23 protein-coding genes are annotated in these 22,308 nt (G+C 62.0%); 10 read left to right on the forward strand and 13 right to left on the reverse strand.

The genetic code is table 11. From position 1 onward, the window contains the following. The first annotated feature begins 277 nt into the window (after positions 1-277). The 4 genes from Q2K57_RS15605 to Q2K57_RS15620 all read left to right on the forward strand — a co-directional run bounded on the left by Q2K57_RS15605 (position 278) and on the right by Q2K57_RS15620 (position 6,417). Positions 278-1,510 carry an efflux RND transporter periplasmic adaptor subunit gene (locus Q2K57_RS15605; protein WP_304526717.1) on the forward strand — a complete coding sequence of 411 codons (1,233 nt, stop codon included), beginning with the start codon at positions 278-280 and terminating at the stop codon, positions 1,508-1,510. Then, complete coding sequence (locus Q2K57_RS15610) at positions 1,507-4,653, forward strand: efflux RND transporter permease subunit (RefSeq protein WP_304525620.1); 3,147 nt, start codon at positions 1,507-1,509, stop codon at positions 4,651-4,653. Before Q2K57_RS15605 ends, Q2K57_RS15610 begins: the two co-directional genes overlap by 4 nt. A gap of 68 nt (positions 4,654-4,721) precedes the next feature. Then, a complete protein-coding gene (locus Q2K57_RS15615; protein WP_304525621.1) occupies positions 4,722-5,363 on the forward strand; it encodes a TetR/AcrR family transcriptional regulator in 642 nt (213 codons plus the stop codon). Between the two features lie 70 nt (positions 5,364-5,433). Further along, positions 5,434-6,417: an MDR family oxidoreductase gene (locus tag Q2K57_RS15620; RefSeq protein WP_304525622.1), complete on the forward strand. Its 984-nt coding sequence runs from the start codon at positions 5,434-5,436 to the stop codon at positions 6,415-6,417. A 176-nt stretch (positions 6,418-6,593) separates the two neighbouring features. Here Q2K57_RS15620 and Q2K57_RS15625 read toward each other — a convergent pair whose 3' ends face one another. Together Q2K57_RS15625 and Q2K57_RS15630 are read right to left on the reverse strand one after the other, a co-directional pair. Then, positions 6,594-6,770 carry a hypothetical protein gene (locus Q2K57_RS15625; RefSeq protein ID WP_181463084.1) on the reverse strand — a complete coding sequence of 59 codons (177 nt, stop codon included), beginning with the start codon at positions 6,768-6,770 and terminating at the stop codon, positions 6,594-6,596. A gap of 254 nt (positions 6,771-7,024) precedes the next feature. Next, positions 7,025-7,558 carry a carboxypeptidase-like regulatory domain-containing protein gene (locus Q2K57_RS15630; protein WP_304525623.1) on the reverse strand — a complete coding sequence of 178 codons (534 nt, stop codon included), beginning with the start codon at positions 7,556-7,558 and terminating at the stop codon, positions 7,025-7,027. A 274-nt stretch (positions 7,559-7,832) separates the two neighbouring features. On the opposite strand from Q2K57_RS15630, the gene Q2K57_RS15635 reads away from it, so the two are divergent. The 6 genes from Q2K57_RS15635 to Q2K57_RS15660 all read left to right on the forward strand — a co-directional run bounded on the left by Q2K57_RS15635 (position 7,833) and on the right by Q2K57_RS15660 (position 11,006). After that, the gene (locus tag Q2K57_RS15635; protein ID WP_112055362.1) at positions 7,833-8,501 is read left to right on the forward strand and encodes a Bax inhibitor-1/YccA family protein; all 669 of its coding nucleotides are present in this window, start codon (positions 7,833-7,835) and stop codon (positions 8,499-8,501) included. A 222-nt stretch (positions 8,502-8,723) separates the two neighbouring features. After that, complete coding sequence (gene tusD / locus Q2K57_RS15640; protein ID WP_112055361.1) at positions 8,724-9,116, forward strand: sulfurtransferase complex subunit TusD; 393 nt, start codon at positions 8,724-8,726, stop codon at positions 9,114-9,116. Between the two features lie 69 nt (positions 9,117-9,185). Beyond that, positions 9,186-9,593, forward strand: a complete 408-nt coding sequence (gene tusC, locus Q2K57_RS15645; protein WP_304525624.1) for a sulfurtransferase complex subunit TusC — start codon at positions 9,186-9,188, stop codon at positions 9,591-9,593. 111 nt (positions 9,594-9,704) lie between these two features. Then, positions 9,705-9,995, forward strand: a complete 291-nt coding sequence (gene tusB, locus Q2K57_RS15650) for a sulfurtransferase complex subunit TusB (protein ID WP_112055359.1) — start codon at positions 9,705-9,707, stop codon at positions 9,993-9,995. Beyond that, positions 9,995-10,348, forward strand: a complete 354-nt coding sequence (locus Q2K57_RS15655; protein ID WP_304525625.1) for a TusE/DsrC/DsvC family sulfur relay protein — start codon at positions 9,995-9,997, stop codon at positions 10,346-10,348. Before tusB ends, Q2K57_RS15655 begins: the two co-directional genes overlap by 1 nt. A 79-nt stretch (positions 10,349-10,427) precedes the next feature. After that, entirely contained in the window at positions 10,428-11,006 is a 579-nt protein-coding gene (locus Q2K57_RS15660; protein WP_304525626.1) for an ACP phosphodiesterase, read from the forward strand. On the opposite strand, the gene glp is transcribed toward Q2K57_RS15660, so the two are convergent. The 11 genes from glp to Q2K57_RS15715 form a co-directional block, all read right to left on the reverse strand. Next, positions 10,993-12,210: a gephyrin-like molybdotransferase Glp gene (gene glp / locus Q2K57_RS15665; RefSeq protein ID WP_304525627.1), complete on the reverse strand. Its 1,218-nt coding sequence runs from the start codon at positions 12,208-12,210 to the stop codon at positions 10,993-10,995. The genes Q2K57_RS15660 and glp overlap by 14 nt on opposite strands. A 238-nt stretch (positions 12,211-12,448) precedes the next feature. Further along, positions 12,449-12,979, reverse strand: coding sequence for a molybdenum cofactor biosynthesis protein B (gene moaB, locus Q2K57_RS15670; RefSeq protein WP_304525628.1), 531 nt, complete (start codon positions 12,977-12,979; stop codon positions 12,449-12,451). Further along, complete coding sequence (locus tag Q2K57_RS15675; RefSeq protein WP_304525629.1) at positions 12,976-13,293, reverse strand: DUF1244 domain-containing protein; 318 nt, start codon at positions 13,291-13,293, stop codon at positions 12,976-12,978. The genes moaB and Q2K57_RS15675 overlap by 4 nt, the downstream gene beginning before the upstream one ends. Before the next feature lie 119 nt (positions 13,294-13,412). After that, positions 13,413-14,465, reverse strand: a complete 1,053-nt coding sequence (locus Q2K57_RS15680) for a formate dehydrogenase subunit gamma (protein WP_304525630.1) — start codon at positions 14,463-14,465, stop codon at positions 13,413-13,415. 9 nt (positions 14,466-14,474) lie between these two features. Beyond that, complete coding sequence (gene fdh3B, locus Q2K57_RS15685) at positions 14,475-15,101, reverse strand: formate dehydrogenase FDH3 subunit beta (RefSeq protein WP_112055352.1); 627 nt, start codon at positions 15,099-15,101, stop codon at positions 14,475-14,477. Positions 15,102-15,163: 62 nt separating this feature from the next. Then, the gene (locus Q2K57_RS15690) at positions 15,164-18,022 is read right to left on the reverse strand and encodes a formate dehydrogenase subunit alpha (RefSeq protein ID WP_304525631.1); all 2,859 of its coding nucleotides are present in this window, start codon (positions 18,020-18,022) and stop codon (positions 15,164-15,166) included. A gap of 35 nt (positions 18,023-18,057) precedes the next feature. Then, on the reverse strand, positions 18,058-18,258 hold the full coding sequence (locus tag Q2K57_RS15695) for a twin-arginine translocation pathway signal (protein WP_304525632.1): 201 nt from the start codon (positions 18,256-18,258) through the stop codon (positions 18,058-18,060). Between the two features lie 61 nt (positions 18,259-18,319). Beyond that, positions 18,320-19,048, reverse strand: coding sequence for a molecular chaperone (locus Q2K57_RS15700; protein ID WP_304525633.1), 729 nt, complete (start codon positions 19,046-19,048; stop codon positions 18,320-18,322). A gap of 83 nt (positions 19,049-19,131) precedes the next feature. Beyond that, on the reverse strand, positions 19,132-20,955 hold the full coding sequence (locus tag Q2K57_RS15705) for a 4Fe-4S binding protein (protein WP_304525634.1): 1,824 nt from the start codon (positions 20,953-20,955) through the stop codon (positions 19,132-19,134). Positions 20,956-21,069: 114 nt separating this feature from the next. Continuing rightward, complete coding sequence (locus Q2K57_RS15710; RefSeq protein ID WP_304525635.1) at positions 21,070-21,756, reverse strand: DUF3306 domain-containing protein; 687 nt, start codon at positions 21,754-21,756, stop codon at positions 21,070-21,072. Further along, a complete protein-coding gene (locus Q2K57_RS15715) occupies positions 21,753-22,199 on the reverse strand; it encodes a DUF3305 domain-containing protein (protein ID WP_112055346.1) in 447 nt (148 codons plus the stop codon). Before Q2K57_RS15715 ends, Q2K57_RS15710 begins: the two co-directional genes overlap by 4 nt. Positions 22,200-22,308 lie beyond the last annotated feature (109 nt).

Consider the following 22,308-nt stretch of genomic DNA (forward strand, 5'->3'; position numbering starts at 1 on the left):
CTTGATGACGAGTAGCCCTCTCGCTTGAGCCAGTGCCAGCGCCCATCGAGCCTTGGCGGTAACCTGCCTGGTGCGCACTTTTGTCCCAGCGCGGGAACCCGCAATAGGCTGTATCATCACTGCATGATATTGCCGGCTCGATGGGGGCCCTGTGTTCAAGCGATTCATTCCCTTGCTGATCCTGGTCTTGGGTGGATTGGTATTCTTCTACCTCAAGATGACGGCGCCGGCTCCGGCTGAGGTGAGCGCACAGGAGCGGAGCTGGCGCGTGACGTCGATGCCTGTCGAATTGGCGTCGCATCGGCCGGTGGTGCCGCTGTATGGCAGCGTGGTGGCGCCGGACCTGATCACCGTGACCGCGCCTCTGGCGGCGCGAGTGGCGATGCGGCCGGTACATGATGGCCAGCGTGTGGCCGAGGGCGAGCTGTTGGTGGCGCTTGACGAAGCCGATGTACAGCCGCCGCTGACCCAGGCGCGTGCTGAGGTCGCTGATCTCGACGCGCAGATAGAGAGCGAACAGATCGGCTATGCCAATGATCAGCAGGCACTGCGTCGGGAGCAGGCGATTCTCGATAATGCGCTGCGCCGTCTTGAGCGGGCTCAATCACTGGCCTCGCGCAATCTCCTTTCCCAGTCTGAGCTCGATGACGCCCGTGACGGCGAAGACCAGGCGAAGCTGACCGTGGCCAATCGTCAGCGCCTGCTCGACGAGCATCCGACCCGCCTCAGACGACTTCAGGCCCAGCTCGAGCGTGCCCGTGCAGGCCTTGAAATCGCCGAGCGAGATGCCGCGCGCAGTCACGTCATGGCACCCTTCGATGGCGTGGTTACGCGTATTGAAGCCGCTCCCGGCGATCGTGTCGCCAGCGGTGCGGCCTTGCTGAGCATCTATCCGGTGACAGGGCTTGAGTTGCGGGCTCGGGTGCCCAACCGCTATCAGGACGACATTCTTACCGCGCTGCGCGAGGGTCTGCCGCTTCGGGCCAGGGTCTCCGAGCGAGACATCGAGTTGCGCCTGGAGCGGCTGGCCGGGGAGGGCGATCCTGCCGGCACCGAGGCGATACTGTCAGTCGCAACCTCTCTCAAAAACCCTCTCACGACTTCTCTCGCGACCACCGTCGAACGCGGCTTGCTGCGCCCCGGTAGCATGCTCTCCGTGCTGCTCGAACTGCCCCCGGTGGCCAACACCCTGGCCGTGCCCTACAGCACCCTCTACGGCAATGACACCCTCTATCTGGTGAATGATGACGACCGCCTCGAGCGGCTGAGCGTGACCGTGCTGGGGGAGACGGTCCCGGGGGCGGCTGAGCAGGATGACGCTGAAAAGGATGAAACTGTAACAGATGACACAACGATGTCCTCTGGAGAGCGCTGGCTGCTAGTGGCAAGCGGAGCGCTTGCCTCTGGGCAGCGTGTGGTGACGACTCACCTGCCCAACGCTGTGGACGGTCTGCTGGTCGATGACGGCAACTCGACGGCGGCGAGCAGCGGCGAGGAGTCGACGCCTTGAGTCGGCGCCGCGGCATCATCGGTTTCTTCGTCCACCATAAGGTGGCCGCCAACCTGATCATGCTGATGATGCTGCTGGGCGGGACCCTGGCGTTATTGCGCATGAACATCCAGTTCTTCCCGACATTCGCGCTGGATGTGGTCAGCGTGCAGGTGGTCTGGAGCGGTGCCTCGGCGGAAGACGTCGAGGAAGGTATTACCGTGCCCCTTGAGCAGCGCCTTAAGAGCGTGGAGGGACTCAAGCGCATGAGCTCTACCTCCGCCCAGGGCGTGTCGAGTCTGACGCTGGAGTTCAACGAGGGCACCGATCCGGTCATTGCGCTGGATGACGTTCGCCAGCAGGTCGATGAGTTCACCAATCTACCCGCCGATGCCGAGCGACCTCAGGTGATTCGGGTCGCCCGCTATGATCCGATCGCCAGGCTGTTGATACATGGCGACCTGGCCCCCGCAGAACTGCGCCGGCTGGCGCACCGCTTCGAGAATGAACTGTTGCAGGCCGGTATCGACCGGGTGGAGATCAGTGGCCTGCCGGAGCAGCAGATCAGCATCGAGGTGCCTGCCGAGCGGCTGATGGCGCTTGAACTCAGCCTCGATCAGATCGCTGAACGGGTGCAGGGCATGTCCCGGGATCTGCCGGCGGGGCTGATGGGACAGCAAGACAGCACCCGCGAGCTACGCTCGGTAGAGCAGCGTCGCGATCCCCAGGCCTTCGCCGAGCTGCCTGTTATTGCCGATCAACGGGCACAGCTGCGCCTGGGCGATATTGCCACCCTGCGCCAGGAGCCTCAGGACGGCCAGACCACTCTGTCTCGCTCCGGGGTCCCGGCGGTTGAGCTGCTGCTGCAGCGTGCCGAGGACGGCAACTCCCTCGATGCAGCCTGGGTGCTTGAGCAGTGGCTGGCCGATACCCGTCCGACCTTGCCGCCGTCGGTGACCATCGAAGCCTATGACGAGAGCTGGCAGCTGATTGATGATCGTATTTCACTGCTGGTCGGCAATGGCCTGGGAGGGCTGTTGCTGGTCATGGTGCTGTTGTATCTGTTCCTGCCAGGAAGGGTAGCCTTCTGGGTGGCGGTGGGGATTCCCACTGCCTTTTTGGCGGCGTTGGCGGTGCTGTGGGGCATCGGCGGGTCAATCAACATGATCTCGCTGTTTGCGCTGATCATGGCGCTGGGGGTCATCGTCGATGATGCCATCGTGGTCGGTGAGGATGCCGATGCCCACTACCGCCTCGGCGAAGCGTCGCATCTCGCTTCGGAAGGCGCGGCCAAGCGCATGGTATGGCCGGTACTGGCCTCGTCCTTGACCACCGTGGCGGCCTTCATGCCGCTGCTGGTGGTCGGCGGAGTGATCGGCAACATTCTCGTCGATATCCCCTTGGTGATGATCTGTGTGCTTGCAGCGTCTTTGCTCGAATGCTTCATCGTGCTGCCGGCGCACCTGCGTCATGCCTTTCAACCGGCACCGGTGGGCAGCCGCCCACACTTGATCACGCGGCTGCGCGAGCGCTTTGATAAGGGCTTCGAGCGCTTTCGAGAGGGGCCTTTTCGGGCCTTTTCTGTGTTCACGCTGCGCCATCGCGCCGGGACCATTGCCTCCGGCTTGGCTGTGATGCTTGTCACCATTGGGCTCTTGGCCGGTGGGCGGATCAGCTTCGAGTTCTTCCCGACGCCTGAATCAAGCATCCTCTACGCCAATGCCAGCTTCGTCTCCGGCACCGACCGTGAACGGGTGGATCGTTTCCTTGGCCATCTGGAAGACACCTTGGCTGAGACCGAGCAGGCCTTCGATGTGCCGCTGGTGGTGCACGCCGTGACACTGCACGGCAGCAGCCTCGATGATGGCGGAGGCAGTCGAAGCGGCGACCAGGTCGGCGCGATGCGGCTGGAGCTGGTCTCTCCGGATGCCCGCGAGGTGCGCAATGCCGAGTTCATTGCCGCCTGGCGTAAGCGAATTCGCCTCCCGGCGGGACTTGATAATCTGAGCATCAGCGAGCGTCGCGCGGGGCCCCCGGGAGAGGACGTCAATATCCGCCTGAGCGGTGGTGACCCGGCGGTTCTCAAGCAGGCAGCGACGTCGCTAGCCGCCTCGCTGTCCAACCTGCCCGGGGTGCTGAATACCAATGACGACATGCCCTGGGGGCGAGAGCAGCTCATCTATTCCTTGAGCCCCCGGGGCGAGGCGCTGGGTCTGACCACGGAATCGCTAGGCAGGCAACTGCGTTCGGCCTTCGACGGGCGTTTGGTTCAGAAGTATCAGAATGGCGCCGATGAGATCGAGGTGAAAGTCCTGCTGCCTCGAGAACAGCGTGAGCGGCTGAGTACCCTGTCGCGTCTGCCGATTCGCCTCGAGGATGGACGCTTCGTGCCGCTCGATCAGGTGATGGATATCTCCTATCGCCAGGGTTTCGAGGCGCTGCGGCATGCCGACGGCCAGCTCGCTGTCGAAGTGACTGCTGTCCTCAATCAGGCCGTTACCTCCGCTGACCAGGTGCTGGCCAGCCTGGAGGCCCAGGTACTGCCGCAGCTGGCTCAGGAGCACCGCCTGCGCTACAGCTTCGAGGGCCGCTCGGCGGATCAGCGCGACACGCTGGGCGATATGCGCACCGGCCTGATCATGGGGCTGGCGCTGATGTTCGTGGTGCTGGCCTGGGTCTTTGCCTCTTGGAGCCTGCCGCTGATCGTGATGGCGATCATTCCGTTTGCGCTGGTGGGAGCGCTGCTGGGCCACTGGGCGTTGGGCATCAACCTGACGATTCTCTCGCTGTTCGGGCTGTTTGGGCTCTCTGGCATCGTGGTCAATAACGCCATCATCCTGGTGAGCTTCTACCGCCAGCAGCGGGATAAGGGCCTCGACATTGATACGGCGCTGGTGGAAGCCGCGGTACAGCGGGTAAGGGCCGTGCTGCTGACCTCGCTGACCACCATTGGCGGCCTTATGCCGCTGCTGTTCGAGACTTCGCTTCAGGCGCAGTTCCTGATTCCGATGGCGGTCTCCATCGCCTTCGGCCTGGGCTTTTCGACGCTGCTGGTGCTGGCAGTGATCCCGGCGCTGCTCTCGTATCTGGAACAGTGGCGGGCCTCGCGGGCTCCCTCAACGCCGCAGTCATCCACCTTGCCTCAGTCAACGTCCAGCGAATAAGGCGTCGCCTCCCACCTTGGTCGGGGGTGTCTTGTCGTGGGCTAGACGACTGGTCTAAATTATTTCCCATGACTGACATCACCACCATTCGCCGCCGTGGCAGGCCGCCCAGAGTGCCGCGAGGCAATCCGAATACCCGTGAGGCGTTGATTCGCAGCGGGTTGGAAGTGCTTACCGAGCAGGGCTTCCGGGCAGCCGGCATCGACGGCATCCTCAAGCGCGTCGGTGTGCCCAAGGGCTCCTTCTATCACTACTTCCCCAGCAAGGAAGTATTCGGGCGTGCCGTGCTTGAGCAGTATGCGACCTTTTTTGCGCGCAAACTCGACCGTCACTTGCGTGATGAGTCCTTGCCGCCGCTGTCACGCATCAATGCTTTTGTCGAAGATGCCAAGAAGGGCATGGCCCGACATGGTTTTCGTCGCGGTTGCCTGGTGGGCAACCTGGGACAGGAAGTCGGCCTGTTGCCGGACAGCTACCGTGCCGCGCTCGAGCAGGTCCTCGGCGACTGGCAGCAGCGCCTGGCGGAGTGCCTTGACGAGGCACGCAAGATTGGTGCGCTGGCGCCCGATGCGGATTGCGATGCCCTGGCGGACTACTTCTGGATCGGCTGGGAAGGAGCCGTCATGCGTGCAAAGCTGAAGGAATCGCCGGACCCGCTGGACACCTTCGTGACCGCCTATATGGCGGGATTACCTCGCCGACGTGACTGACGCCGGTACTCGATCGACGGGTCGAGTTTTTTTTACCCAAGATTAGACGATCAGTCTAAAAGGAGGAGTGATGTTCAAGGCCATCCTGATCGAGAAGGACGATGCCGGCTATCGCGCCGGACTGACGGAGTTGGATGACGCTCAGCTACCCGAGGGCGAGGTGACCGTGCGGGTGGAGTACAGCACGCTTAACTATAAGGATGCCCTAGCCATTACCGGCAAGGGGCCGGTGGTGCGTCGCTTTCCCATGGTGCCGGGGATCGATCTGGCGGGGACCGTCGAGGCAAGCGACTCAGCAAGCTTCAAGCCGGGTGATCGTGTGCTGCTCAATGGCTGGGGCGTCGGTGAGGGCCACTGGGGCGGGCTTGCCCAGAAGGCGCGCCTCAAGGCCGACTGGCTGATCCCGTTGCCCGAGGCCTTTTCGACCCAGCAGGCCATGGCGATTGGTACGGCGGGCTATACCGCCATGCTCTCGGTGATGGCACTCGAGCGCCACGGGCTGACCCCCGCTTCAGGGCCGGTGCTGGTCACTGGGGCCAATGGCGGGGTGGGCAGCTTCTCGATCGCCTTGTTGGCAGCGCTTGGCTATGAGGTCATGGCCTCGACCGGGCGACCGGAGGAGGCGGACTATCTCAAGCGCCTGGGGGCCACGGATGTCATCGATCGGGCTGATCTCGCTGAGGCAGGCAAGCCACTGGCCAAGGAGCGCTGGGCTGGCGCCATCGATTCGGCGGGCAGCCACACCTTGGCCAACGTCTGTGCCGGCACTCGCTATGGCGGAGTAGTGGCGGCCTGTGGGTTGGCTCAGGGCATGGACTTTCCGTCGACCGTGGCGCCGTTCATCCTGCGTGGCGTGACCCTTGCTGGCATCGATAGCGTAATGCGCACCCGCGAGGATCGTCTGGCCGCCTGGAACCGGTTGGGGGAGACCCTGGATACTGCGATTCTTGATGAAATAGCCCACGAGATCGATCTTGGGGAAGCCATCGAAACGGCGGCTCAACTGATCGAGGGTAAGGTACGTGGGCGCATCGTGGTGGATGTGAACCGCTAAGGCGAGTTCGCGAACCTGAAACCGAAGCCCTTTAGACGAGGCCTCCAGGCTATCCCTTCAAGACAGCCCGTTAAAAAACAGCGCGCGGCAGATGCCGCGCGTGTTGCGTGCCTTTCGAAAAGGCAAAGCATAAAGGGCACGCTGAATGCATCGCCTTGAGAGGTGCGCCTGCTCATTCACTCCGAATTGAGCCTGGCCGCCTGGTGTTCGGCTTCTTCCTGAGTCTCGAAGCGATCCACGACCAGTCGAGCGGCATGCTGGCTCGGTGCCCGATTGTCGACGACCCACCATTCGGCCGGCGTGTCGGGAGGATCGGATACGCTGATGGCCTTGAAGACCTTGTAGTTCGGCATCTCGGTAGCTCCTGCATCATCGATAAGGGTTCGCTGCGCAGCGCTTGAAGTATAGGCCCGCCCGGTAGCGACATGGCCGGCTTGGCGTGCTCTGGGTCAAGCTTTATGCAAATTGAGCAACGCAGGCTCGCGAGACAGTGGCAACAGGTGTGGGCCGAGCTAAGCCCCGAGAATGGCAGGTGTCGCATGAGTGCCGCTTGCGCCGAGAGGGGGCTGGCAACCTTATTGCCAGACATCGTCGCCCCCCCCCGGCATTATCGCTTGAGGGTGACCGAGACCGTCTGGCCGCTTCGTACGCTGACCTGGTGAATGATCGGGCGGCCGTTCAGGGCGCCGACCCGGCCGGCGACGTAGTAGTCACCCGCCGGCAGGCCGTTGACCACGAAATTGCCGTCGGCATCGGTGCGCGCATAGTGCGTGTATTCCCGGGCGCGCGGGTCGGCCGGGGCGATAGCGCGCCCGGAGAGTACGACCTCGGCAGCTTCTGCCGAGTAGGTGGTGATGGGCGCGATGGAGACCGTTTCGCCGGCCCCGGGGACCAGGTTTCCTCGAGAATCGTGTTGATAGAGCCGGCCGCGAATGCTGGCATTGCCGGTTTTCTCGAGGGCGGCATATTCACCCTCGGGAAAACGTACTTGCCGGGGGATGCGGCCATCCTGTGGAGGTTCTTCGGGCGCTGGCAGTTCCTCGATACTGGGCTCACCACTGGGCGTCGTAGGCCATTGCGGGGCGATCTGGCAGCCCGCAAGCATCAGGGCAAGCATTACCACCAAGCTCCATCGCATCATGTCCCTTCCTCCTGAGTGTCTGAAACCGCAGTATATCCATCGCTGCCGGGTGTCACGAGGTGTCGTTGAATGGCGTCAGTGGCCGGCTGCTAGGGTGTTTGACGCCTGCACGCCTGTTGTTCGAACATCGAAGACGCTTGAAAAATAACCGCTTGGCGATCAGCCAGTGGCGTTGAATCCTGATGCGCGAATCAACCTTATGTTCTTGCGTCGCGAACTCTGACGCGGCATCCTTGGTCGAATGTATGATTATCAACAAAGGGAGCATCGACAGATGGCCTATCAAGACACTCATGTAACACAACGCCAGGAGAGTGCCGTCAGCGCCAACAAGGTGCTGCGTAACACTTACGCGCTGTTGGCCATGACGCTGCTGTTCTCTGCTCTGACCGCCGGCGCTGCCGTGGCCATGGGCGTTCAGCAGATGAATATCCTGGTCTTCTTCATCGGCGCCTACGGGCTGATGTTCCTGGTGCACAAGACCGCCAATTCGGCCATGGGCCTGCTGGCGACCTTCGCCTTCACCGGCTTCATGGGCTTTACCCTGGGGCCGATCCTTAGCGCCTACCTGACGCTGCCCAATGGCGCGGCCCTGATCATGAATGCGCTTGCCATGACGGGCGCGACCTTCGTTGGCCTGTCAGCAGTGGCGCTGATTACTAAGAAAGATTTCGGCTTCCTGGCCAACTTCCTGACGGCCGGTGCCATCGTGCTGATTCTGGCCATGGTGGCGGGTATCTTCTTCCAGATTCCGGCGCTGTCACTGGCGGTGTCTGCAGGCTTCGTGCTGTTTTCGTCAGCCGCCATCCTGTTCCAGACCAGCGAGATCGTGCATCGCGGTGGCGAAACCAACTACATCCTCGCGACCATTACTCTGTACGTCTCTATCTACAACTTGTTCATCAGCCTGCTGTCGATTCTCGGCATCATGAGCAACGACTGAGTTCGGCAGGTGATTCGTTCTTGGCCCCGCCGATTCGGCGGGGCCAAGTCGTTTCTGGATGCGTCGTTTTAGTTGAGTGGTTCCCGGCCAAGCCTCTGGCATGGTGGGTACCAGAGCATGTCGTTTTCGGGAGGGCATTCCTGAGCGTCTGCTCAGCAAAACAGATCCTTTAGAGCCTATTATACGTTGGCCTTTTCAAGCGCCATTTGCTGCGAGGAAACCATGCGCTATGCATTGCTGGTTCAGGGGGCGCCCTACAGTTCACAGGCATCCCATTCGGCCCTGCGGTTTGCCCGGGCAGTGGTCGAGCGTGGCCACAGCCTGGATACGGTGTTCTTCTATCACGACGGTGTCTACAATGCGGCTCGCCTGGCGGCGCCGCCACAGGATGAGCCCCACCTGGGTGATGCCTGGCGCGCGCTGCATGACGAGTACGGTACCGAATTGCTGGTATGCATCGCCGCCGCTCTTCGCCGTGGCCTGCTCGACGAACGAGAAGCGGCACGACACGGCAAGTCCGGGCATAGCCTTGAGCCTCCCTTCGAGTTGACCGGGCTTGGCCAGTTGGTGGAAGCGGGATTTAGCCATGATCGCTTGGTCACTTTTTCACCGTGAATATAGCCGAGCGATGAATGGGTCTGAGATAACGGCTGACGGAACAGATGCAGCGCTCAAGGGGGGGGCATGAACGAGACAGAGAGCTCGATAGACGAGAGCGTAGTTGAAGGCGTAGCCGAGGGCGACCTGCTGGTCATTCTGCGCCATTCGCCACACGGCTCCAGTTGGCTACGGGAAGGCCTCGATACTGCGCTGGTGGCCGCCGCCTTCGGGCAGCGGGTGTCGCTGCTGTTTTCAGGTGATGGCGTGTTGGCGCTGTTGACCGGCCAGCAGGCGGGAGCGCTTGGCCAGAAGGGCACCCATGGCGTGATCGATATGCTGGCCATGTATGATATCGAGACGCTGCTGGTCGATGCTCGTGCCCTGACAAGCCGAGGCCTGGGCACTGACGACCTGATGTTGCCGGTATCAGTGGTGGAGGGCGATGCCTTGCCAACGCTGCTCGGTCGCCACCGCTTGGTGCTGAATTTCTGAGCGCGTCGCCATGCCTGCATGGCGGTTTCTTTCGGTTATTTGAATCCAGCCACTGTCTCCCGGTTACGAAAAAACTGCCACTGGGTACCGGCTACAAGGAGAGCCTTTCGCATGATCCTGCACCTTCTCAATCGCTCGCCTGCGACCGGTGGAACCGTCGATGACGCCCTGGCGGCGATGGGCCCCGATGATCGGCTGCTGCTAATCGAAGATGGCGTATTGGGCGCTCTGCCTGCCCAGGCGTCGCTTTTCACGGGCCTTGCAGGGCGGCTCTTTGCCCTGCGGGAGGATCTTTCTGCCCGCGGCTTGCTAGACCGCTGCGCTGATCAGGTGAATATCGTTGACGTTGGGGGCTTCGTGACCCTGACCGAAGAAGCCGACAAGACAGTGAGCTGGTACTGATGGCCTCTAGTGAAATATACCGTTATCTTCCGGTGCTTGATAAGGAAGTTGCCCTGGATCCTGAAGGGTTTCTGGTCGACATGGGGGACTGGTCGCCGGCGGTAGCCGAGGCGCTGGCGGCAGAGGAGGAGCGCACCCTCACTGCTGAGCACTGGGAGGTAATAGAGGTGCTGCGCGATTTCTATGCGCGCTACGAAATGGCGCCGGCCATGCGCCCGCTGGTCAAGGCCGTGGGGCTGGCGCTGGGCGCCGAAAAGGGCAAGTCGCTACACCTGATGCGATTGTTCCCGGATAGCCCGGCCAAGGTCGGGGCACGGCTTGCCGGGCTGCCCAAGCCAGCCAACTGCCTGTGAAGGTTTCCGAGACACGTCGCTGGCGAGCAGGTGCCAATGAGGGGGCGGAAGCAGACGTCAGCGTCAAGGAGTCAGCGCCATGAACTTTCTCGCCCACGCTTGGCTGTCTCACCACGGCAGCGATGACTTTCTGTATGGCAACCTGATCGCCGACGGCGTCAAGGGCAGTGACCTGAGCGCTTGGCCAGCGTCGGTGGCCGATGGAATTCGCCATCATCGCCGTGCCGATGCCCTCGTTGATCGCCATCCTTGCACGAGAGCCGCGCGGGGCAGGGCACCCGAGGGTCGTAGCCGATACGCGGGTATCGCCCTCGATCTGGTCTGGGATCACTTCCTGTCGCGCCTGCTGGCCGACGACCCTGCCCAGCAGGCGCTGATTCTGCGCTGCTATCGGCTGCTCGATGCCCAGCAGGCGCCTGATCGACTGGCGTCGATGGTGCCGGTGCTGGTCGAGCAGGACTGGTTGACCCGCTACGCGGACTTTACCTTCACCTGTCGCGCCATCGCGGGCATTGGTCAACGTCTGAGCGGTCCCAATCGCTTGGCCGAATTGCGCCCCTGGCTGGAAGCCGACTACTCGCAGCTGGAGGCCGACTTCCGCTCGCTTTGGCCGGACATGGAGCACGCGTTGAGGGCGCCTGGTGTCAGGCTTCCGTGAGCCACAGGCAGTCGATGAGATCGCCCGGAGTCACGCTTGAATGGGCAGGTATCACGGCCAATGCGTTCGCTGTCACACAGGAAGACAGCACTGCCGAATTCTGATCGGCAAAGGCGCTGGCAACGATTCCCTCGGGTAAGAAGCGCAGGTCGACGCGCATGTAATGTCGCCGTGCCTTGGTGTGAGTCGTGAAGTCGGCGCTGACCCTGAGCCTTGGCAGCTTGGATAAGGCCGGACAGCCCAGCAGGGCGCCGAGCAGCGGACGCAGGTAGATCCAGGCGCCGACGAAGCTCGATACCGGGTTGCCGGGCAGGCCAACCAGCCGGGCCTCGCCGTTGGCATTCGGCAGTCGCCCAAGCGCCAACGGTTTCCCTGGCCGCATGGCCAGCCGCCACAGATCCAGCTGTCCCAACTTCTCCAGGGCCGCTTTGACGTGGTCTTCTTCCCCGACGCTGACGCCACCGGTGGTGATCACCACATCGGCCTGCTCGGCGGCTTCGCTAAGCAGTTGGCAGGTGGTATCGAAATCATCGGCGACGCGCTTGGCCATGACCACCTCGCCGCCAAAGCGCTCGATCAGCCGTCTCAACATGGGGCGGTTGGAGTTGTAGATCTGCCCTGGGGCTAGAGGCTCGCCCGGGTCGATGATCTCGTCGCCGGTCGACAGCAGGGCGATTCTCGGCCGGCGGCGCACTTTGATCTCGGTAATGCCTTGACCTGCCAACTGGCCAAGGGCCGCGGCCTCGAGTCGTGTACCGGCGGCAAGCAGCTTGGCGCCAGTGCTGACATCGCGTCCGCGACGGCGAACGTTATCGCCAGTGGGAATGTCATCGGGCATCCTGGCCCGGTCGCCGTCGCGTTCGACGCGCTCCTGCATCACCACACAGTCTGCGCCCGCTGGCAGCTCGCTGCCGGTGAAGATGCGCGCGCAGGTGCCCACTTCCAGCGGTGCGGCCTGAGAGCCCGCGGCAATCCGTTGGCTGACCTTCAGCCACTGGCCGGCGTCGGCGGCTCGCAGAGCGTAGCCATCCATGGCGCTATTGTCGAAGGCCGGCACGTCCAGGCGCGCAGCGACTTCATCCGCCAACACGCGTCCGGCTGCTGCCGTGCAGGCCAGTGGCTCACTGGCCACTGGCACCACGCCCTCGAGCAGTGCGGACAGCGCGTCTTCGACGCTCTGTAGCTCGCTTGTCGGGTCAGCCATGAGTGCCTCGCTCTGGGAGCACGAGATTGGCCTGGGGTGATAGATCGCTGCACGGCTTATGTTGGATACGTGCTTTAACCATGGGTGCCTCGCTCCGGAATCACGAGATTGGCCTGGGGTGATAGATCGCTGCACGGCTTATGTTGGATACATGCTTTAACCATGAGTGCCTCGCTCCGGGATCACGAGATTGGCCTGGGTTGATAGATCGCTGCACGGCTTATGTTGGATACATGCTTTAACCATGAGTGCCTCGCTCTGGGATCACGAGATTGGCGTAATTGCACGGCTTATGGCTGCCATCCAACTGCTCCTTGAGAATGCCGTCCCAGGCGGTACGGCAGGCGCCAGTGGAACCGGGCAGGCAGAACACCACGGTGGCATTGGCGAGCCCGCCGAGACAGCGGCTCTGGATGGTCGAGCTGCCAATTTCCTGCCAGGACAGGTGGCGGAAGAGCTCACCGAACCCTTCGATGCGTTTATCCAGCAGCACGTCGACCGCTTCTGGAGTTGAGTCGCGGCCGGTGAAGCCCGTGCCTCCGGTGGTCAACACCACCTGTACGTCGGGCGCGGCAATCCAGGCGGCGACCTGGGCGCGGATCACGTAGACGTCGTCTGGTAGAATGCGCTTTTCGACCAGCTCATGGCCGGCCGCTGTCAGGCGCTCGACCAGTGCCTGGCCGCTGCGGTCAGTGTCTTCGCTACGGGTATCGGAAACGGTGAGTACCGCGATGCGCAGGGGTTCGAAGCCGGGGCGACGCTCGCTCATGCCTTATCCTTCTTGTCCTGATTGCGGGCTTCCAGAGCGGCCAGCTGCTCGGGGCTTGCCGGCGCCTGATGGTGCGCTTTCCATTCGCGGTAGGGCATGCCGTAGACATACTCACGGGCTGCTTCGTAGTCGAGTTCGGCGCCGTGTTCGTTGGCGGCGGTCACTAGCCATTTGGACAGGCAGTTGCGGCAGAAATCGGCAAGAATCATCAGGTCGATGTTCTGCACGTCCTTGTTGTCATCTAGGTGCTTGAGCAGGCGGCGAAAGGCGGCCGCTTCGAGTTCGGTGCGGGTCGCGTCGTCGAGATGTTGCATGGTCATGACTCCTGCTGGGGGCGCCGCTGGGCGCTAGATCGGTGATATCTCAAGCATAACAAAAGACACCGCCGGTGGGCGGTGTCTGTTGGTGGCGGTAAGGGTCGCTGCCGGGGTTTCTAGCTGGGGGTGCCGGGCGGCTGAGTGGCTTGACCGTTCTGGTTAGCTTCTGTCGAAGGGTCAGGGGTGACGGCTTGATCCTTGACCTCTTCGTACCACAGGTTGTGGTGCTCCTTGGCCCAGGTTTCGTCGACGTAGCCGGTGGTCATGCCTTCCAGAGCGCCTTCGGTACCGATGGTGCCGATATAGATATGCCCAAGGGAAACTGCCGTCAGCGCCAGGGCGCCCAGGGAGTGGATGACGTTGGCCCACTGCATGGTGTCCCGGCCTTGCCCATAGTTCGGGAAGTCCATTACCAGGCCACTGGCGATCACCAGAACGCCCGCTGTGGCCAGCAACCAGAACCAGGCTTTCTCACCGCCGTTAGCGAATTGGGCGTCGACGTGCTCCTTGCCGATCATGCCACCGCCCTTCTTGAACCACTCCCAGTCAGTCTTGTTGGGAATGTTCATTTTCAGGAACTTGGCCAGGATGACGATCAGCAGGAAGCCGAATATCGGTCCCAGGTAGTTATGCAGCAGCTTGGTACCCGACATCATGGCGGCCCAGATGGCGTCGCCAAACAGAGGGTTGAACACGAATTTGCCATACAGCAGGTTGAGCCCGGTCAGCGCCAGGACGACGAACAGCGTCGCGACTGTCCAGTGCAAGGCGCGCGACAGTGTTGACCAGCGCAGCAGCTTGCGCCCGCTGCGCGGTTCCTGGAGGTCCTTGCGACCGACGATCAGGTAGAACACCAGGATCAGAGCGGCCATTCCGCCGACGGCGATCAGGCCGAAGGGCGAGACCCAACGGTTGCGAATCTGCCGCCAGGTCTCGCCGCTCGGGTTGACCAGGCTGTAGGTGGAATCGTGGCGCGTGTCGATGAAGTTTTCGCCGCTCTTCACCTGTCGCCAGATCTCGGCATCGACCGGTGGCACGGCGGTGGCCAGTTCGCCCTCGGTATCGGCGCCCTGAGCCAACGCCTGGCCGGCAAGCAACAGGCTTGTCACCAGCAGCAGGAGCAGGGTCAGCCGCCGGCCAAGGGCCAGGCATGCGTTGTGGGTGTGCATAGGGCCTCCTTACTCCTGACGGGTCGCGTCAACGGCGAGGTTATCCATCGAGGTTTGCGGGCCGACTCGCTGGGTTGATGACCATGCGCCATCTTCGTGTCCGCGCTGAACCACCCGCTGACGGAAGATGTCCGCTACTGTCTGAGCATCACCGGCGATCAGTGCCTTGGTGGAGCACATCTCGGCGCACAGTGGCAGTTTGCCTTCATCAATGCGGTTGGCACCGTACTTCTCGTACTCCTCTTCCTTGGAGTCAGCTGGTCCACCGGCGCAGAAGGTGCACTTGTCCATCTTGCCGCGCTCGCCGAAGGCTTCGGTGCCCGGGAACTGCGGGGCGCCGAAGGGGCAGGCGTAGAGGCAGTAGCCGCAGCCAATGCACAGGTCCTTGTCATGCAGCACGATGCCATCGTCGCGTTTGAAGAGGGTCTCGGTCGGGCACACCGCGATGCAGGGAGCGTCGTCGCAGTGCATGCAGGCCACCGAGATCGAGACTTCGGTGGGCTCGCCGTCGTTCAGCGTCACCACGCGCCGGCGCTGGATACCCCATTCCACTTCGTTGGCGTTCTTGCAGGCGGTCACGCAGCCGTTGCATTCGATGCAGCGTTCTGCGTCACACATGAATTTCATCGTCGCCATGGTTATCTCCTCACCCCCGGGTCCGGTCATGCCCGGGGGGATGTCTTATAGGTATTCGGGACTCAGCTGGCCCGCTCAATGCGGCACAGGGTGCACTTGGTTTCCTGCATCTGCGTCACGCTGTCGTAGCCATAGGTGGTCGCGGTATTGGCGGCCTCGCCCAGTACATAGGGCGCCGAGCCCTCGGGATAGCGGTCATGCAGGTTCTCGCCCTGGAACATGCCGCCGAAGTGGAAGGGCATGAACACCACTTCTCGAGCGACGCGCGGGGTGATCATGGCCTTGACCTTGACGCGTCCGCCTTCGGCACCCTCGACCCAGACCATCTCGCCGTCCTTGATCGCGAGATCATTGGCCAAGGCCGGATTGATCTCGACGAACATCTCCTGCTGCAGCTCGGCCAGCCAGGACATCGAGCGAGTCTCCTCGCCACCGCCTTCGTACTCCACCAGGCGACCCGAGGTCAGAATGATCGGATAGCGGCCGGTGACATCTTTCTGCTGAATACTCTTGTAGAGCGTCGGCAGTCGGTAGTGAGAGGCGACGTCGTCCCAGGTCGGGTAGTCGGTAACCAGATCGCGCCGGCTGGTATAGAGCGGCTCGCGATGCTTGGGAATGGGATCCGGGAAGGTCCAGACGTTGCAGCGTGCCTTGGCATTGCCGAAGGGCGCGCATTCATGGGCAATAGCCACGCGCTGGATGCCACCAGACAGGTCGGTTTTCCAGTTCCGGCCCTCGGCAGCTTGCTTTTCGGCAGGCGTCAGATCATCCCACCAGCCCAGGTCCTTGAGCATGTCGGCGGTAAATTCCGGGTAGCCATCATCGAGCTCTGAGCTTTGGCTGAAGGAGTTGTCTGCCAGCAGCGAGACCCCGTCGCGCTCTATGCCGAAACGGGCGCGGAACGTCAAGCCGCCCTTCGAGACCGGTTTTGAGGTGTCATAGAGGATCGGCGTGCCGGGATGGCGCATCTCGGCGGTGCCCCAGCAAGGCCACGGCATGCCGTAGTAATCGCCATCGGCAGGGCCACCCTCGGCCTTCAGGTCGTTGAAGCTGAAAGTGTGCCAGTTCTGCTGATGCTGCTTGATGCGCTCCGGGCTCTGGCCGGTATAACCGACTGTCCACATGCCGCGGTTGAACTCGCGGGTGATGTCTTCGATCAGCGGTTCCGTGCCGTTGACTTCGATGTTCTTGAACAGCTCGTCGGCAAAGCCCAGCTTGCGAGCCATCAGGTACATGATCTCGTGGTCAGGCTTGGATTCGAAGCTCGGCTCGATGACCCGGTCGCGCCATTGGATGGAGCGATTGGTGGCGGTCACGCTACCGTAGGTCTCGAACTGTGTGCTGGCCGGCAGCAGGTAGACACCGTCGGTGCGCCCGTTCATGACCGCGGCCACGGTCGGGTAGGGGTCGACGATGACCATCATCTCGAGCTGCTGCATAGCCTTCTGCATTTCCGGTCCGCGAGTCTGCGAGTTGACCGCGTGGCCCCAGTAGAACATCGCTTTGAGCTTGGAGCGCTGGGAGATCTGGTCTTCTTTCTCGAGTACGCCGTCGATCCAACGAGAGACGGTGATGCCGCTTGAGTACATCGGCTTGCCGTCGGTGTAGTCGGATTGATCGAAGCGGCTCTTGAGCCACTCGTAGTCCAGGCCCCACACATCGGCCCAATGCTTCCAGGCACCTTCCGCGAGGCCGTAGTAGCCCGGCAGCGAGTGTGACATCAGACCGAGGTCCGTGGCGCCCTGAACGTTGTCGTGGCCACGGAAGATGTTGGCCCCGCCGCCAGACTTGCCAATGTTGCCAAGCGCCAGTTCGAGGATGCAGTAGGCACGCGTATTGTTGTTGCCGGTGGTGTGCTGGGTGCCACCCATGCACCAGACCACGCAGCCGGGGCGGTTATCGGCGATGGTTTTGGCGGTGTCATACATGGCCGCCTCGGGGACACCGGTGATGTTTTCGACGACTTCAGGTGAATAGGCCGCGACTTCGGCGCGTACCTCGTCCATGGCATAGACGCGCTGATTGATGTATTCGCTATCTTCCCAGCCGTTCTCGAAGATGTGCCACAGAAGGCCCCAGATGAAGGCGACGTCAGAACCCGGGCGCAGACGCACATACTTGTTTGCCTTGGCGGCGGTGCGAGTGAAGCGCGGATCAACGACGATGATTTGCGCCTTGCTGCGCTCCTTGGCCAGCAGGATGTGCTGCATGGCGACCGGGTGGGCTTCGCTGGGGTTGGAGCCGATGAACAGGATCGACTTGCTGTTCTGGAGGTCATTGAGCGAGTTGGTCATCGCTCCATAGCCCCAGGTGTTGGCGACCCCGGCAACGGTGGTCGAGTGACAGATGCGCGCCTGGTGGTCGGTGTTGTTGGTACCGGCCAGGGCGGCGAACTTGCGCATCAAGTAGGCTTGTTCGTTGTTGAATTTGGCCGAACCCAGCCAATAGATGCTGTCTGGGCTGTAGGTCTCGCTGAGCTCGAGGACCTTGTTGCCGATTTCTTCGATGGCGTCGTCCCAGGAAAGCCGCTGCCATTCGCCGTCGACCAGTTTCATCGGATACTTGAGGCGACGGGTGGAGTGACCATGCTCGCGCAGCGAGGCACCCTTGGCGCAGTGGGCGCCGCGGTTGATGGGGTGGTCGAAGGCCGGTTCCTGGTGCGTCCAGATGCCTTCCTGAACCTCGGCATAGACGCCACAGCCGACAGAGCAGTGCGAGCAGATGGTGCGTTTGGTTTCCACCGGCGAATCAAGGACTGGCGTCTTGTCGGCGGCATCCGCCGAGCGGACCATCGAATGGCCCATGAAGCCAGCGCTGGCGATGCCACCCGTGGCGAGGGCGCTGCGCTGCATGAACTGCCGGCGTGAAATGCCCAGGCCATGACTGGCCTTGGCGGTGTTGGAAGTACGCGTCAATCGCATGGTGTCGATCCTCTTGGCCGAAAGGGCGGTCCGGGTTAGTCGCACAAGGTGGCGTAATAACGGCGGATGTGGTCGGTCTCTCGATAGCCGCGAGGCGCGTCAGGAGCAGTCGACGGTGTGGCCTTTGCCTGAACCAGGGGGGCTTGGCCGATCGCAAGGATGGTGCCCGCTGCTACGGTGCCCGTGCCGATCGTTCTCAGGAAGAGGCGACGCTGTGGGTTGTGATGTTGTGCCATGGTTCACTCCTCTGCGATCCGGATCGGTTTGCCCGGTATCGTTATAGTCAGTTTCGCTAGCTCAATTATCGGTCATGTCAGGTGTAGGTTGAGCGGAATTTGCATCGGGCGTGACGATGCGAACGGGCTGGCGAGCCGCCTCATCTGCCTGATGACGATGCTCCTCGCTCATGAAGTCACTGCCTAGCGCTCCCAGGTGCGCGTAGAACGGGGTATCGACCGCCGCCAGATCATCGAAGCAACGCGTCGCCCAAGGAGCGAGGTGTGCCATGAAGAAAGGGGCGGCTTCGTCTTGTTGGCCGTCGTCCAGCAGCATGGCCATGGTCTCGCAAACGGCGGCGAGATGGTCCTCGGGGTCATGGCACTCTTCCGCTCGGCTGATGCCGAGACGACGAAGGTCTCGGCGCAGTGACAGCAGCGCCTCATCCATCAGGTTGCCTTGCCGGTACCAGGAGGCGTAGGGGGTGATTTCTCCCTGTACCACGCCTACCAGATGGCGAAAGTGCGCCGTCGAGAGCGTCTTGGCGAGCGCTTCCTGAGACATTCCTTGTGCGCTTGCGGACTGGATCAACGCGGTCCAGCGCTTCGCCAGCGTACTGCCATCGGCGTCGGCGTCGAGCTCTGAAAGCCACGTCAGAAGCGCCGCCGAAGGTGGTTCACGCACCAGCCTCGCCAATAGCCGATAGATGTCGGCGCGCAGGGCGTCGGTGTCTTCTTGAGAGCCTTCATGAGAGCCTTCATGCGAGCCGTCCTGCGCATCAGGCTGGGTCGTCGCTGAGGTATCGGTCATGGCGGTTACCTTGTCATCAACATCGTCGTCCAGAGCGTTACTGAGACTGTCATCTTCACAGATGGTGTCCCGTCGCGCTTCAACTAGATCTTCAACTGTGATTCGGGATCATTGGCCAGGCCCTGCCAGACATCCTTGACCCGACAGTCTTCACACATTTCCAGGCGCGCCATGGCGTCACCGGCAAAGTAGGGGTGATCGGCGAGCTTGGACTTGATGCTGGCGATAGCACTGGCGCTGGCGAAAGGCTTGCCGCAACGAATGCAGGGGAATGCGTCTTCCTGCTTGCGAATCTGGCGCTCTTCGCGTTTTGGCGCTGCCAGGAAGCCCGGCATCAGGCGGATCGCATCTTCCGGGCAGGTCTCTTCGCAGAGGCCGCACTGTACGCAGTCTGCCTCTCGGAAACTCAGCTCGGGTGAGGTGCGCCCTCCGGCGAGCGCCGGTGTTGGGCATACCGCGACACAGCCCAAGCAGAGTGTGCAGGCATCGTTGTCTACGATCACATCACCGAAGGGCGCGCCCGATGGCATGGCATGACGCTCTCCACTGGGCTGCCCCGTGGTGGCGAGGTGGGTGAGCGTGGCATTGAGACGATCTCGCTTACCGGGCTCTCGCTTAACGGACTCTGGCTTACCGGACTCTCTGGCTCCAAGCTCGCTGGCCATATCGAAGCTGGGCGAGTCCGCGCTGTCCGGAACGGCAAGCGCCGCCAGCGACGGCAGGGCGTCTCGGCTCTCGCTGTCGCCTGGTGCGACCAGGTTTAGCCGGCGAGTGTCATGGCCTAGCGCCTCGAGCAGGGTGGCGGCCTGGCGATACTGGTCGTCGATCAGTGTTTTCAGGCTTGGCGGCAGGGTCTCGGTCAGCTGAATGCGGACCTCGGCAGCCCCGGCGGCGAGGGCTGCCAGCCAGTGATCCTGTCCCGCTGCGCCGAGTTCCTCGAGGGGAACATCCAGTACATGACCGGCCGGTGCCGGCGACTCAGTCGAGAGGAAGCTGGCCTCGGCGAACCGCACCACCGGTGCCTGTCCACCGGCAGCGCGATACGCGTCCAGCAGGCGCTCGACATAGGCTTGCTGGTCGACAGGGGGCGGCAGCCGATACTGGATGGCCCCGGTCGGGCAGGCGCTGGTGCAACTGCCGGCGCCATGACAGCGCATCGGATCGATTTCGATCCAGGATTCGATTCGTCCCGACTGGCGTGACAGGGCGTCTGCGGGGCAGACCTCAAGGCAACGGGTACAGCCTGTTTTGCCGCGGCCATCATGAGCGCAGATGTCATGATCGATGTGAAAATAACGCGGCTTGGCAAATTCGCCGACCTGCTCAGGGAGGTCGTTGATGATCTGCCGACACTCTTCGGTGCCCCAGTGAGCGGCGCTGTAACCCGGTGGTGGCAGCTCCAGGGTGAGGGTTGGCGGCGTGCCCAGATCAAGCACCAGATCGAAGTGAGCGCGGCCAAGGCTCGCCTTGGCAAGATCGATCTCTCCATCATCGTGGGGCAGGGTGAGGGTGAATTTGCCGAGATAGCCGGCGAGGTGCCAGCTGTGGGCCTGATGCATCGACAAGAATGCGGTGTCTTCTAGCAGTGTCTCGATGTTGACGCTGTCTTCGGCGACCTCTCCGCGACTTTCTCCCTCTTCGAGATTTTCTTCGTGGCCTACGGCGTTGGCGTCGGCCGAATGTGCGGTTACCAGTAGTGTGATCGAGGCGAGGCCACGATCCTTCAGTTCACGGGCAGCACGCCGGCCTGTTAGTTCGTCGGCAATGATCAATAAATGACCATCGCTTGAATAGGTAACGCTCTCAGGCGTGAGATTGGCGGGCCATGAAATACGGGAATGCGCGGTATCTCGGGCTGCCAGGTTCTGATCGGCATCCAGCAGGGTCAGGTCGATGCGCTGATTCATGTAGCCTCAACGGTCAGGGGCAAATTTTTACTTAATTTTCGTCGGTCAACTCAGTCAGCGCCAATCCTCATTGGTCTAAACTTAGCGCTAATATAACTATCGAATTGATAGCATTCACCTATTCTTTTGGGTTTGGTCTTTTTCTTTAAACGTCCGGTTCTCCTCGGCCCCTTGGCTGCTCTCGGGCTGGGTATCTAGCTGGGCGTCTCGTTTGGGTTGGTCGGAGTCAATCTCGTTTTTCACCCTATCGGCTTGAGTCTGGTCGTCTGAGAATGAAGCATCATCGGCCTCAGAAGTGTCCTCGAGCTTGGCTTCCGCCGCATCTGCCGATTCCTTGATGTCGCGTTCTGCTTGCTCCGGCTGCCGCTGGATGTCTTCCCCCTGATCATCAGGCTGACGCGTCCATTCTCGCAGACGGTCGGCAACTTCCTGCGAGAGGTTCTTGAGCTGACGATAATCGTCATCGTAGTCGTTGAGCCCGTCTCGATGGTGATAGTGGTCTGCAGCAAACATGCGCTTTAGCGCACGGCGGCGGACCTCACGACTGACACCATTGGCCAGATAAGCGGTAAGGTCGCTGCCCGGGGGCAGGGTAGCCGGGTCGGGTAACTCCTCGACGGCCTCTTGAGATGGCGTTGCTTCGCTGTCCGCTGTCGGCCCACTGTCGGTGACGCTGTCATCTTGGATAGCGCCATCGTTGACAGAGCCTTCCTCGCCTGGTGTGAGAGCGCGTTCTGACGTCTGCTCGTCGGTTGGCTCAAGGCCACGCTTGCGCTGTGACCAGCGAGAAAATCGCGTCATGTCTGGTTCTCCTGAGCACGTCCGGCGCCCTTGCGCTTTTTCTTGCGGCCTTCGACAGGTGCTTCGCCATGATGCGCGAGATAGGCTTCCAGCCACAGCTGGATGGCGACCGGCATGGCCACCTCGAGCACCTGCTGCTCGCCATCCATCCAGCCGGCCGCCACCTCCTGACTGGCCGTCAGGGCGGTGGGTTCAGGGGTTTGCCCCGAGAACCCGGCACGAACGAACAGTCGCGGGCTAGGCGAGCCCAGGTTGAATCGGTAGGCCGCGCGTTCGGTCATGTAGAGTTGCAGCGCCAGAACATGAGGGCCGGTATCGCCCGGTGCGAGGTCATGGATATGCCACTGGGTCGCGGTGAACCCTTTGATGCGCTTTTGTTCGGGAACAAGGCTGAAGCTTAGGTGCTTGCGACTGATGGGGCCGGTCGTGTCAGGGGAGCTCATGGCGTGGCGACTCACTTCAGGACTTCTTGGAAACGTATGTGGGAAATTATCAAGGCGCAGTGCCTATGCAGGGGCGCCTTATCTCAGGTCGCCAAAGGCGGCGGTCAGA

This window comes from Halomonas sp. I5-271120 (assembly GCF_030553075.1).
GTDB classification, from domain to species: Bacteria; Pseudomonadota; Gammaproteobacteria; order Pseudomonadales; family Halomonadaceae; genus Onishia; species Onishia taeanensis_A.